The sequence below is a fragment of the Inquilinus sp. OTU3971 genome (genome assembly GCF_038440215.1).
In genome coordinates, this window is record NZ_JASATH010000067.1 from 24,196 (window position 1) to 36,388 (window position 12,193).

The 12,193-nt window shown below is 70.8% G+C and carries 14 protein-coding genes and 1 other RNA gene; 3 read left to right on the forward strand and 12 right to left on the reverse strand.

Annotated features, from left to right (window positions below; all coding sequences use genetic code 11):
* Nucleotides 1-209: 209 nt before the first annotated feature.
* The 3 genes from rnpB to AAHM41_RS18065 form a co-directional block, all read right to left on the reverse strand.
* Nucleotides 210-617: RNase P RNA component class A (rnpB, locus tag AAHM41_RS18055), an RNA gene on the reverse strand.
* 76 nt (nt 618-693) lie between these two features.
* Nucleotides 694-1,410: a GNAT family N-acetyltransferase gene (locus AAHM41_RS18060; RefSeq protein ID WP_342237954.1), complete on the reverse strand. Its 717-nt coding sequence runs from the start codon at nt 1,408-1,410 to the stop codon at nt 694-696.
* Between the two features lie 14 nt (nt 1,411-1,424).
* Nucleotides 1,425-2,144 carry a pyridoxamine 5'-phosphate oxidase family protein gene (locus tag AAHM41_RS18065; protein WP_342237955.1) on the reverse strand — a complete coding sequence of 240 codons (720 nt, stop codon included), beginning with the start codon at nt 2,142-2,144 and terminating at the stop codon, nt 1,425-1,427.
* Nucleotides 2,145-2,299: 155 nt separating this feature from the next.
* On the opposite strand from AAHM41_RS18065, the gene AAHM41_RS18070 reads away from it, so the two are divergent.
* Nucleotides 2,300-2,671 (forward strand): VOC family protein, encoded by a 372-nt coding sequence (locus AAHM41_RS18070; protein ID WP_342237956.1) that lies wholly within the window; start codon nt 2,300-2,302, stop codon nt 2,669-2,671.
* Here the strand turns inward: AAHM41_RS18070 and pdxR are convergent.
* The 6 genes from pdxR to tsaA all read right to left on the reverse strand — a co-directional run bounded on the left by pdxR (nt 2,668) and on the right by tsaA (nt 8,220).
* Complete coding sequence (pdxR, locus tag AAHM41_RS18075; protein WP_342237957.1) at nt 2,668-4,131, reverse strand: MocR-like pyridoxine biosynthesis transcription factor PdxR; 1,464 nt, start codon at nt 4,129-4,131, stop codon at nt 2,668-2,670. The two genes, AAHM41_RS18070 and pdxR, sit on opposite strands and share 4 nt — an antisense overlap.
* Nucleotides 4,132-4,144: 13 nt before the next feature.
* Nucleotides 4,145-4,330, reverse strand: coding sequence for a hypothetical protein (locus AAHM41_RS18080; protein WP_342237958.1), 186 nt, complete (start codon nt 4,328-4,330; stop codon nt 4,145-4,147).
* Between the two features lie 182 nt (nt 4,331-4,512).
* A complete protein-coding gene (locus AAHM41_RS18085) occupies nt 4,513-4,947 on the reverse strand; it encodes a TIGR01244 family sulfur transferase (protein ID WP_342237959.1) in 435 nt (144 codons plus the stop codon).
* Between the two features lie 11 nt (nt 4,948-4,958).
* On the reverse strand, nt 4,959-5,837 hold the full coding sequence (locus AAHM41_RS18090) for a DMT family transporter (protein WP_342237960.1): 879 nt from the start codon (nt 5,835-5,837) through the stop codon (nt 4,959-4,961).
* On the reverse strand, nt 5,837-7,633 hold the full coding sequence (locus tag AAHM41_RS18095) for an ABC-F family ATP-binding cassette domain-containing protein (protein ID WP_342237961.1): 1,797 nt from the start codon (nt 7,631-7,633) through the stop codon (nt 5,837-5,839). Before AAHM41_RS18095 ends, AAHM41_RS18090 begins: the two co-directional genes overlap by 1 nt.
* A gap of 89 nt (nt 7,634-7,722) precedes the next feature.
* The gene (gene tsaA, locus AAHM41_RS18100) at nt 7,723-8,220 is read right to left on the reverse strand and encodes a tRNA (N6-threonylcarbamoyladenosine(37)-N6)-methyltransferase TrmO (RefSeq protein ID WP_342237962.1); all 498 of its coding nucleotides are present in this window, start codon (nt 8,218-8,220) and stop codon (nt 7,723-7,725) included.
* Nucleotides 8,221-8,472: 252 nt separating this feature from the next.
* On the opposite strand from tsaA, the gene AAHM41_RS18105 reads away from it, so the two are divergent.
* Nucleotides 8,473-9,714, forward strand: a complete 1,242-nt coding sequence (locus AAHM41_RS18105) for an SDR family oxidoreductase (protein WP_342237963.1) — start codon at nt 8,473-8,475, stop codon at nt 9,712-9,714.
* A 5-nt stretch (nt 9,715-9,719) separates the two neighbouring features.
* A complete protein-coding gene (locus AAHM41_RS18110) occupies nt 9,720-10,190 on the forward strand; it encodes a DUF2269 family protein (RefSeq protein WP_342237964.1) in 471 nt (156 codons plus the stop codon).
* Nucleotides 10,191-10,221: 31 nt separating this feature from the next.
* On the opposite strand, the gene AAHM41_RS18115 is transcribed toward AAHM41_RS18110, so the two are convergent.
* The 3 genes from AAHM41_RS18115 to AAHM41_RS18125 all read right to left on the reverse strand — a co-directional run.
* Nucleotides 10,222-10,953 (reverse strand): TerB family tellurite resistance protein, encoded by a 732-nt coding sequence (locus AAHM41_RS18115; RefSeq protein ID WP_342237965.1) that lies wholly within the window; start codon nt 10,951-10,953, stop codon nt 10,222-10,224.
* A gap of 98 nt (nt 10,954-11,051) precedes the next feature.
* The gene (locus AAHM41_RS18120) at nt 11,052-11,996 is read right to left on the reverse strand and encodes a M48 family metallopeptidase (protein WP_342237966.1); all 945 of its coding nucleotides are present in this window, start codon (nt 11,994-11,996) and stop codon (nt 11,052-11,054) included.
* Between the two features lie 10 nt (nt 11,997-12,006).
* Nucleotides 12,007-12,193 (reverse strand): hypothetical protein (locus AAHM41_RS18125; RefSeq protein WP_342237967.1); only part of this gene is annotated, 187 nt, incomplete at its 5' end.

Below are 12,193 nucleotides of genomic sequence, written 5' to 3' on the forward strand. Positions count from 1 at the left end.
GTCAAATCATGGGAAATCAATGGATTTTCTGTGATCCGTGGCTTTTTGGCCGTTTTGCCGGGACTCTTCGTCTGTCATCGGAACAAAACCGAAGTTGGGGCGCTTCTTTCGACTCCGATCTTGGGAGTGTTTTTCTTTTGTTCTCATTCAGAGACAAGAAAATGCGGCCCGGGACGGTGCCCGGCCGCTTGGTGGCGATGCTGAAAAAAGGCGGCAGATGGCCTGTAAGCCGGGTTCTGTCCCCGGCCCCGTATCCTTGCGGACGGCGGGCCGGGGGATGGCCATTCCTCTGGGACGACGGTCGCCCGTCGCCTCGCGCGACCAACCCGGGCGGCAGGCGGAAACGCCTGTCGGCCCATGGTTTCCCATGAGCCGCCCCGCCCCTATTCGGTCTTGCTCCCGGTGGGGTTTACCGTGCCGCGACCGTTGCCGGCCGCGCGGTGCGCTCTTACCGCACCCTTTCACCCTTACCCGGCCGGAGCCGGGCGGTTTGCTTTCTGTGGCACTGTCCCTGGGGTCGCCCCCGCCGGGCGTTACCCGGCACCGTGTTTCCGTGGAGCCCGGACTTTCCTCCCCGCCGGGCCGAAGCCCGGCAGAGCGGCCATCCGGCCATCTGCCGGCGTTGGTATAGGGAGCCGGCGGCCGGACCGCAAGGCGGCCCATGACGTCCCATGACAGATTGGTGACGGAGGATCAGGCTGCCGGCCTGGTCAGCGCCGACAGGCTCTCCCTCTGCCGGCCCTCGGCGTCGAAATTCGCAGGGCTCAGCCAGCGCTCGAAGGCGGCGCGCAGCCGCGACCATTCGCTGTCGATGATCGAGAACCAGGCGGTGTCGCGGTTGCGGCCCTTGTAGACCACGGCCTGGCGGAACAGCCCTTCATACTGGAAGCCGAGACGGGCGGCCGCGGCCCGCGACGGCGCGTTCAGGCTGTCGCATTTCCATTCGTAGCGGCGGTAGCCGAGCTCGTCGAACACCCGCCGCATCATCAGGAACATCGCCTCGGTCGCCATCGGCGTGCGTTGCAGCAGCGGCGAGAAGTGGATGTGCCCGACCTCGATCACCCCGTTCGCCGGGTCGATGCGAAGATAGGAGGCGACGCCGACCGCCCGGCCGGTGGCGCGGTCGATCACCGTGTGGAACAGCGGGTCGCTGCCGGCCGCCATCTTGTCCAGCCAGGCCCGGAAATCGCCGAACTCGGCGAAGGGGCCGATGCCGAGATAGGTCCAGTTGCGGCCGTCCGCGTCCCGGCCCATCGCCTCGAACAGCTCCTCGGCGTGGCGGGCGGGGTCGAGCGGCTCGAGCCGGCAGGTGCGGCCCTCCATCGGGGTGCGCGGCGGCAGCGGCCGCTTCTCCCAGCCGGGAACGGGGGCGCCGATCGGCTGGCCCAGGGGATTGGTGAGGTCGGCCATCATCGGTCTCCGCGTCACTCGCCGGCTTCGGCCGGGGCCAGGGCGCCCCGGACATTGGCGCGCAGGATATCGTCGAACCGGGCACCGCCGGCATAGGGATCGGTCGCCGCGCCGGGGGCGATGCCGGCCGGCAGCAGCGGGCAGGGCTGCAGCGCGCCGATGGTCTCGGAAATCGGGATCACCCCGGCCCAGATGCCGGCGGCGAGATCCTCCTCGTCGTCATGCGGCGGGCCGCTGCGGATCTTCACGCTGGCCTCCTCGATCTCCATCGCGATCAGCGTGGTGGCCCGCACCTCCTTCACCGTCGGGGGCCGCATCTCCGCCACCCGGCCGGGGAACAGCCGCTCGACATAGGCGTCGAGGGCGGCGAGCTTGTGCGCCTCGTCCTCGACCTTCTCGGCGGTGCCGAACACCATCACCGCGCGGTAGTTCATCGAGCAGTTGAAGCCGGAGCGGGCCAGCACCAGCCCGTCGATATGGGTGGCGGTCAGGCAGACCGGCAGGCCCCCGCCCTGCCCCTGCAGCATCCGGCTGACCGAAGAGCCGTGCCAGTACAGCCGGTCGCCGTCGCGCCAGTACGCGGTCGGGGTGCAGTAGGGCTGGCCGTCGAGGACATAGGCGATGTGGCAGACCACGCTGGCGTCGAGCACGGCGTGCACCGTGGCACGGTCATAGGCGCCGCGCTTGGCCAGGCGCTTCAGCTTGGCGCGGGCGGAGGGGACGATCTGGTTCATGGCGGTCCTCGGAACGGCATTGGCCTTCTCGATGACGCTTTCACGCGCGACTGGAAAGGTCCAATTCCGAATGACCGGCCCGACCAATCGCCACGCGGTCTTGCCGGGCACGCTACGGTCCACGACCATAGCGCGGCAAGCACAGGTGCCACCTCATGATCGACCACGTCACGCTCAATGTCAGCGATCTCCGGAAGAGCAGGCTGTTCTATGAGAATGCCCTCGCGCCGCTGGGCTACGGCCTCGCCTTCGGCAAGGAGGAAATCTTCTGGGCCTTCGACATTAGCGATGGGCTGTTCGAGATCCAGCAGTCGGACGGGCCGCCACCGCTCACGCCGACGCATGTGGCCTTCCGGGTGAAGTCCTGGGAGGAAGTCGACGCGTTCCACCGGGCGGCCCTGGCCGCGGGTGGGCGCGACAACGGCGCCCCAGGCCCTCGTCCTGACTACTCCGAGGCCTACTATGCCTGCTTCGTGCTGGACCCCGACGGCCACAACATCGAGGCCATGATCAACCCGAAACCCTAGCGGAACCCGCGCAGCACCGCCCCGAGCGTCCGGGCCGCGGCGTCGAGAGCCTGGGGCGGGAAGCCGGTGAAGCCCAGGATCAGCGCCCGGCGCGGCGGCGCCGCGATGTGCATCGGCGACAGCGGGCGGACCACCAGGCCGCGCCGGCGCGCCGCCTCCGCCACCGCGACATCGTCCAACCCCGGCCGCAGGTCGGCGACGAGATACATGCCGCGGTCGATCGGGGCGACGGTCAGGTCGTCGCCGGCCTCCGCCGCCAGCGCCGCGATCAGCCGCTCGCGCCGCTCGGCATATTCCTGACGCATGCGGCGGATGTGGCGGGTGAAGTGGCCTTCGTTGATGAAGTCGACCAGCACGTCGTCGAGGATGGTCGACGGGAAGCGGTCGGCGGCGTTGCGGATCACGGCGAAGCGGTCGACCAGTTCCGGCGGCAGCACCACGTAGCCGACGCGCAGCCCCGGGAACAGCACCTTGCTGAGGGTGCCGATATAGACGACGCGGCCATGCCGGTCCAAGCCCTGCAGGGCCGAGAGCGGCCGGCCGGAGAAGCGGAACTCGCTGTCGTAATCGTCCTCGATCACCCAGCGCCCGTCGCGCGCCCAGTCGAGCAGCGCCAGCCGCCGCGGCAGGCTCATCGCCACGCCCAGCGGGTAGTGGTGTGTCGGGGTGCAGTAGAGCAGCCGCGCCTCGGGCTCCAGCGCCAGGCCGGCGGCGACGTCCAGCCCCTGCCCGTCGACCGGCACCGGGACGATCCGCAGCCGGTGCTGGCGCAGGCAGGCCAGCGCCGCCGGGTAGCACGGGTCCTCGATCCAGGCGGGATCGCCCTCCTGCGCCACGGCGCGCAGCACCAGGTCCAGCCCCTGCTGGCTGCCCGAGACGATGGCGATGCGGTCGGCATCGCAGGCGACGGAGCGGGAGACGCGGAGGTATTCGGCCAGGGCCTCGCGCAGCGGCCGGTGGCCCATCGGGTCGCCATAGCCGCGCTGGCGCACGCCGATGCCGCGCAGGTGGCGCTGCACCAGCCGGCCCCAGGCGCGCTCGGTGGCCGGGTGCATGCCGCAGAAGCCGGCGGCGAAGGGCACGGTCTCGCCGCGCCAGGCCGGGGCTACGGCGGCCTTGCCCGGGTGCTCGGCCGGCGCGGCCGGCTGGTCCTTCGCCTCGATCCCGGCGGCGACATAGGTGCCGGCACCGACCCGGCCGGCGACCACGCCCTCGGCCTGCAGCTGGTCATAGGCGGCGACCACGGTGGTGCGCGACACGCCGAGCCGGTCGGCCAGGATCCGGGTCGCCGGCAGCCGCGTGCCGGCCGGCACCACCCGACGGGCGATCAGGTCGCGCAGCGCCAGGTGCAGCTGCTGGAACAGCGGCCGGCGGTCGTCCGGGTCGAGCCCGAGATCGATCAGGTCGATCCAGGAGACCGGGCGGTCACGCACCGCCCGACCGGAGGGACGCCCGGTCATGGGACGACGACGGTCATGCGGATCTGGTCGCGAGCCGCCTGTACTTGTCTTCCAACCGGTCGAACACGTCGGCAGCGGGCTTGACCCGACCTGCCTGGGCATCGGCCAGGCCCCGCGCCAGCGACGCGTCGAGGGCCGACAGGCGACGCAACACTTCGCTCCTGGATCTATAATGGCCGGGCTCGACTAGCTTCGCCATCGGCAGTCCTTCCTGGCCGGCCTGTGACAGGAGGTCATCATAAAACATCAATCCGTCATGGCGAGCCCCGAAGGGGCGTGGCCATCCAGGGCCACTCGCACCGGCCCCTGGATGGCCACGGCGCTGCGCGCCTCGCCATGACGAGGAGGAGATTGGAGAGCCAATCCAGGAGGCCGTCGGCGTCACCCCTGGCGCAGCCGCGCCACCAGGTCCGGCAGGGAGGCGATCTGGAAGCCCTTCTCCGCCGCCTCGGCGACCAGCGCGGCGGCGTCGCCGCGGCCGGCCAGGACCTCGCCCGCGGCCCAGAGCAGGGTCGAGCGGGTGCCGCTGCGGCAATGCATCACCACCGGCTTCGGCGCCGAGTCCAGGGCCTGCCGCATCGCCTCGACATCGCCCGGCGCGATCGAGGAGGAGGTGACCGGGATGTGGATGTAGGTCAGGCCCAGCCGCTCGGCCTCGGCCCGCGCCTGCTCGGCCGGCAACTGGCCCGGCTCCTCGCCGTCCGGCCGGTTGTTGATCAGGGTCCGCGCGCCCGAGGCCGCGATCTCCGCGATCGCCGCGCGGTCCACCTGCGCCGCCGCGTACAGCTCCGGGGCGATCTCCGTCAGCTTGGCCATGGTCTTCCCTCTCACGTGACCTGCGCCTGGGCTTCGACCGCCTTGGGCCGGCGCAGGATGATGATGCCGACGCCGATCAGCGTGGCGATGCCGCCGAGCAGCAGCGTCCAGCTGGCCGGCTCTCCCAGGAACAGCACGCCCGACAGCACGCCGAACACCGGCACCAGCAGCGTATAGGGCATGGTCTGGTTGACGGAATAGGTGCGCAAGAGCCGGTACCAGATGGCGTAGGACAGGATGACGACGACCACCGCCTGGAAGGCGACGGCGATCCACGCCCACCCGCTGGCCTGGGTCACCGCCTGCCACTGGCCGTCCTCGATCAGCAGCGAGGCGACGAGCAGCATCGGCGCGGCGAACAGCGACATCCAGCCATTGATGGTGGAGGGGTCGAGATCCGTCATCCGCTTCATCTGGATGTTGGCTCCCGCCCAGACGATCGCCGCCAGCACGATCAGGCCGATCGCCCACAGGGCCGAGCTGTGCCGCGGCTCGCCGGCCAGGATGGCGACGCCGCCGATCGCCACCGCCATGCCGAGCGCCCGGCGCCAGCCGATCCGGTCGCCGAAGAACAGCATCGCCATGGCCGCCGAGGCCGGCACCTGGACCTGGATGACGATCGCCGCCACCGCGGCATCGACATGCGCCAGCCCGGTGAACATCAGCGAGAAATGTGTCAGCCCCAGCATCACCGCCAGGATCAGTACATCGCGCCAGCGCCCGCGCGGCCGGCGCACGAAGGGCACCAGCAGCAGCGCCACCAGGCCGAAGCGCAGCGCCATGAACAAGAGCGGCGGCAGCTCCGCGAGGCCGTATTTGGCGATCACGAAGTTGTAGCCCCAGATCAGCATGACGCCGAGGGTCAGCAGCAGGTCGACCGGCCGCATCATCAGGCGCCGAGCTCCTCCGCCAGGGCCGCGAGCTCGAGCCAGCGCTCCTCCGCCGCCTCCCGCTCCGCCTCCGCCGCAGCCAGCCGGGCAGACTTCCTGGCGAAGCCGTCGGGGTCGCGGGCGTAGAGGCCGGGGTCGTGCAGCGCTTCGCCGAGCCGGGCGATCTCGGTGGTCAGCGCCTCGATCCGGCCGGGCAGCAGGTCGAGCTCGCGCTGGTCCTTGAAGCTGAGCTTGGTGCGCGGCTTCGGCGCCGCCGGCTTGGCCGCCGCGGACGGCCGGGCCGCCGGGGCGGACGCCGCGGCCGGCGCCGGGCGCTGGCGCAGATAGTCGGTGTAGCCGCCGACATACTCCGTGACCCGGCCCTGGCCCTCGACCGCGATCACCGAGGTCACCAGCCGGTCGAGGAAGTCACGGTCGTGGCTGACCAGGATCAGCGTGCCCTGGAAATCCGCCAGCACCTCCTCCAGCAGGTCCAGCGTCTCCAGGTCCAGATCGTTGGTCGGCTCGTCCAGGATCAGCAGGTTGCTGGGCCGGGCGAACAGCTTGGCCAGCAGCAGCCGGCCGCGCTCGCCGCCCGACAGGCTCTTCACCGGGCTGAACATGCGCGAGGAATCGAACAGGAAGTCGCCGAGATAGGAGGCGATGTGCCGCTTCTGGTCGCCGACCTGGACATGGTCGCCGCCATGCGGCAGCAGCACGTCGCGCAGCGTGGCCTCGGGGTCGAGAGCGACGCGGGTCTGGTCGTAATAGGCGGGCTCCACCCCCGGCCCCAGCCGCACCGTCCCGGAATCCGGCCGCTCGGCCCCGGTCAGCACCTTGACCAGGGACGATTTGCCGGCGCCGTTCGGGCCGATCACGCCGATCCGGTCGCCGCGCGCCACGCGGGTGGAGAAGTCGCGGACGATGACGGTGTCGCCATAGGCCTTGGACACATGCTCGGCCTCGATCACACGGACCGCGCCCCGGCCGGCCTCGGCGATGCCCAGCGCCGCGACGCCCTGGCGGTCGATCTGGGACCGGCGTTCGGCCCGCATCGCATAGAGGTTGCGCAGGCGGCCCTGGTTGCGCTTGCGCCGGGCGCTGATGCCCTGGCGCGACCAGGTGGTCTCGGACGCGATCCGCTTGTCGAGCCGCGCCCGCTCCGCCTCCTCCTGCGCCAGGATGGTCTCGCTCCATTCATCGAACTCGGCGAAGGGCTTGTCCATCTGCCGCAGCACGCCGCGGTCGATCCACCAGGCGCGCTGCACCAGCGCGTTCAGGAAGGCGCGGTCGTGGCTGATCAGCAGCAGCGCACCGCGCCAGGCCTTCAGCTCGCCCTCCAGCCATTCGATGGTCGGCAGGTCGAGATGGTTGGTCGGCTCGTCCAGCAGCAGCACGTCGGGCTCGCCGACCACGGCGTGGGCGATGGCGGCGCGCCGCCCCTCCCCGCCCGACAGCGTCCCGGTCGACCGGTCGCCGTCCAGCTTGACCGCGGCCAGCACCTGCTCGACCCGCCAATGGTCATGGGCCCGGTCGGCGGGCAAGGCGGAGGCGACGTAGTCGGCCACGGTGGCGTGGATGGACAGGTCCGGCTCCTGCGCAAGGTAGGCGATGCGGATGCCGGGCTGGACGAAGCGCTCGCCGCCGTCGAGGTCGATCGTCCCGGCCAGCGCCTTCAGGATGGTCGACTTGCCGCTGCCGTTGCGGCCGACCAGGCAGGCCTTATCGCCGGCCGAGAGCGCCAGGTCGACGCCGGTCCAGAGGGGGGCGCCGCCGAAGGTGACGGCGGCGTTGCGGAGGCCGAGCAGGAGGGTCATGCGCCAAGGATCCGAGAGAGGCCGCCCTTGTCGCAACTATGGCCGGGCTTGGCTACCGCGGATTGGTCATGCCGGACCTTCCGCCATGGTCAGCGATCTCCCACGTCGGCATCGCCGGGCGTCGGCGGGGCGAGCGGCGTGAAGGCGCAGCGGTCGGGCTTGATGTCGATCAGCGGCGTGCCGTCGAGGCAATCCAGCCCCCGCACCAGCAGGGTCGAGCCCTCGATGCCGAGCAGCGTGACCATGGCGGTGCCGATCGGGTTGGGCCGCACCGGCGAGCGCAGCGAGAAGGTGCCGCGGGTGGTGCCGTCGCTCTTCGGGCTCTGCAGCACCAGGTCGCGGCGCGACCGGTGCAGCCAGTACAGGATCTCCAGCGTCTCGTATTCGGCGACGCCGGCCAGCGCCTGGTCCCAGGGCGGGAACACCTCGATCCGGCAGGTCGGGCCGTCCGGCCGGCCCTGGCGCGGGCAGTCCATGCGCGAGGTCCAGGGGGTGCGGATGCGGCCGATGAAGACCAGGCCGGCATCGACCGCCTCGGGCCATTCGACGGCGCGTTCGGCCGCCCGGATCTCGTCCTCGCGCACCATGCGGACCTCCAACTCCCGTGCCGCTTCGCCATATAGAGCGATATACGGCGGCGGGCGAGAGGCTTGATGCCGCGGAAGGCATCGAGCCGATGCGCCGCACTATGGAGTTGGTTGCCGGAAGCGAGCAGCCATGCGGCAGCCGCAAATCCCAGATACAACCGGCATGGCCGAGCTCGACCAGTCCGGACCATTTCTGAAGCGCCGAGGGACCGACGGCATCGCTGCCGGCGTTGTGCGTCAAAGGATTTCGACATGCGCGTTCTCCTCGTCGGCAGCACCGGTTTTCTCGGGAGGGCGATCCGCACCGCCCTCGCGCGTCGCGGCCATCAAATCGTCCCGCTTGGCCGGGACCAGGGGTACGACCTCGAACATGCGGCCTCGCTCGAGCGCGCGGCGCCGCGCCGGGCGGATGTCGAGGGGATCGTCATCGCCGCCGGCCATCTGACCGATGACGACGAGAGGGCGGCCCGGATGACCGACGGCATCACCGCCCTTCTCGACCAGGCCGCGGCGGCCCGGGTCGCGAACCTCGTGCTGATCTCCAGCATCGGCGCCGATCCCGAGGCACCGGTCGCATCCTTGCGTGCGAAGGCCGCGCAGGAACATGCCCTGCTCGACCACCGGCGCGGCAACCCCTCGCTCAACTGGACGATCATCCGGCCCTCGCTGGTCTGCGGCCCGGGCGGCGCGAGCTCGCATCTGCTCGCCAGCCTTGCCAGCCTACCGCTGCGCCCGCGCATCCGGTCCGGCCCGTTCCGTCCCCTGCATGTGGACGATCTCGCCGAGGCGGTGGTCCGGCTGCTGGCCTCGCCCCGGAGCGACGAGGCCGCTATCGACGCCTGCGGTCCCGACCGGGTCGATCTCGAAGGGTATCTCCGCGCCTTCGAGCAGGACGGCCGGCGCGCCCTGTCGCTGCCGGTTCCGGCCGGGCTGGAGCGGCTCTTCTTCCGGCTCGCGGGCCTGCTCCGCCTGCCGCTCGCGGGCGATGCGATGCTTCGGGTCCTGCGCGCCGGCGCAGATGGCGATCCCGAGGCGCTGCCTCGGAGAACCGGCGTGACGCCGAGACCGCTGGCGGTCGCCGCCGGCAGCCTGATGCCGGCGTCGCCGGTGCTGCGCCGGCTGCTGGTACTCGGCCTCGCCCCGTTCTGGATCTGGTCTGGGCTCTGTTCGATCTGGCTGTGGCCGGTCGACCAGAGCGTCGACATGGCCAGGCAGGCCGGCGTGCCCGATGCCCTTGTCGTCGCCTCGGTCTATGCCGGCGGCATCCTCGATGTCGTCATCGGCGCCGCGATGCTGCCGCGCGCGACACAGTACCCGGCCGCGCTCGCCGCAGTCGCGGTGACGGCCGCCTATGTCGCGGTCATGACCTTCGGCGCGCCGGAGCTCTGGCTCCACCCGCTCGGGCCCGCGGCGAAGGGGCTGCCGCTCGCCGCTGCGGCCCTCGGCCTGGCCATGCTGGCCAAGGCAGATCCCGTCCGTCCGAGAAAGGGCTAGACCCGATGGACCTCTACATGGTCCTCAAATATGTGCATGTGATCAGCTCGACGATCATCTTCGGCACCGGTCTCGGCACGGCCTTCCAGATGTGGATGGCGCACCGGCGCGGCGACGTGGGCGCCATCGCCGTCGTCGCGCGCAACGTCGTTCGCGCCGACTGGTATTTCACCACGCCCGCGGTGATCGTCCAGCCGCTGTCGGGGGCCGCGATGATGCATATGGCAGGCTTTCAGGCCAGGGACGGCTGGCTCGCCCTGTCGCTCGGCCTCTATGCGCTCGCCGGCGCGTGCTGGCTGCCGGTGGTCTGGCTGCAGATCCGGGCCGCGCGGCTGGCGGAGCAGGCGGCGGCGGCCGGGCAGCCGCTGCCGCCGGCCTATCACCGAATCTTACGGCTCTGGTTCCTGCTCGGCTGGCCGGCCTTCATCGCGGTCCTGGTGATCTTCTGGCTGATGCTGACGAAGCCGATGATCTGACCGGCTCCATGCGCGGGACGGCCGCCTGCCGCTACGCCAGCTTGCGCTCGCGCCGGATGATGTCGTAGGCGGCGTTGATCCGGGCCATCTTGTCGGTAGCGATGGCGATGAAGTCGGCCGGCATGCCACGGGCGATCAGCCGGTCCGGGTGGTGTTCGCGGATCAGCCGGCGATAGGCCGACTTCAGGCTCTCGTCGTCGATCTGCCGCTCGACCCCCAGCACGCCGTAGGGGTCGACGTCGCAGCCGGCGCATTCCTCGGCGCAGAGCCGGTGGAAATCGGCCTGGGCGAGGCCGAACAGCCCGGCCACGGCGCGCAGATAGTCGAGCTCCGCCGGCTTCACATCGCCATCGGCCTTGGCGATGGTGAACAGGCACTGCAGCAGTTCCTCCAGCACCTCCGGCCGGTCCTTGAACATGCCGGCGAGCTGCCGCGCATAGGGCTCGAACCCGGCGGAATCGCGGCGCGCCAGGTTGAACAGGCGCTCGACATTCGCGTCTTCCTCCGGCGGCACGCGGAAGACCCGGCGGAAGGCCGCCACCTCCTCCGCCGTCACCGCGCCGTCGGCCTTCGCCATCTTGGCGCCCAGCGCGATCACGCCGATGGTGAAGGCGATGTGCTGGGTGGCGTCGCCATCCACCGCCGGCTGGCCGCGATACCAGTCGACGGCATGGCCGGCCACGGCGCCCAGCAGCGCCCCGATCGGGCCGCCCATGGCCAAGCCAGCGGCCGCGCCGACGATCTTACCCCAAATGCCGCTCATCCCTCGTTCCGTTCGCCGACACGCCGCCCCTCGAGGGCCATGATAGCAGGTCGCGCGGCGGAACGGAGGGGCCGCGATGACGCGGGTCCGGACCCGGGTCAGCTGGCCTCCGCCGGGTTGCGCAGATAGTAGCGCCGGGTCGGGAACACCGCCTTGATCGTGGCGAAGTCCGCCGATCCGGCCGAACCGCCGCCGGCCGGCAGCTTCGCCGCCGCCTCGTCGATCAGCTCGATGCGGGCGCGGGTGCCGGGGTGGGTGGAGAACAGCGAGGTGGTCTTGTCCTCGCCCGACGGCACCAGCGAGTCCAGGGTCTTGAAGATCGCCGAGGCCTGGCGCGGGTCGTAGCCGGTGGCGCGGAACACGGTCAGCACATAGGCGTCGGCCTCGCGCTCATGGCCGCGGGAGTAGCCGGAGGTGATCAGCTCGGACACCGCCGGGGTGAGGGCGTCGAGCCCTCGGCTGGTCAGGTCGTTCAGGCCGGAGACTTGGGCGTTGATCTCTGTCTGGACCACCCCCTTGCCGAATTGGACCAGCCTGTCGGCAAAGCCCTTGTCATCCAGTTCCGCCACCTGGTGGCTGAGCTCGGCATGGCCCATCTCGTGCGCGATCACCGCCGCCAGCTCGGACTCACTGCCGGCATAGCGCAGCAGGCCCTTGTTGATGCCCAGCTTGCCGCCCGGCAGCGCCCAGGCATTCGGGGTGTTGTCGTCCAGCACCGTGATCTCCCAGCGGAACTGCCGCCTGGAAACCCGGAACAGCGGTTCGGAGAAGCTGCGCACTGCCGATTGGACCCGCGCGTTGGAATAGGCCCCGCCCGATTGCGCGATCAGGCGCGGATACAGCCCCTGGCCCAGTGCGGACTCGTCGACCGAGCCCGCCTTGTTGTCCGAGGCGAACAGCCCGCCGAGCGTGTTCGCCGCGCCGACCGGATCGTTGGCGTAATTCTGCGCGGTCTGGCAGCCGCCGAGCGCGAGCGCCGCGAGGCTGGTGCCGGCCCCGGCGAGAAAGAAGCGGCGGGGCAGGGTGGTGAATGGCGTGTTCAAAATATCCCCCTCATTTCGTGGTCAGACTAAAGCTGCGGTCCCAGTCGGCCGGCGGCGGCGCCTGGGCGTAGGCCGTGGCGCGGTCGCGGTAGAGCGCGGCGGCCGGATCGGTGTCGGCCAACTCCGCGAAGCGGTCCGCCGCCTCGGCGAAGCGGCGGCGGGTATAGAGCGCCAGGGCGGCGTGGAACCGGCGCACC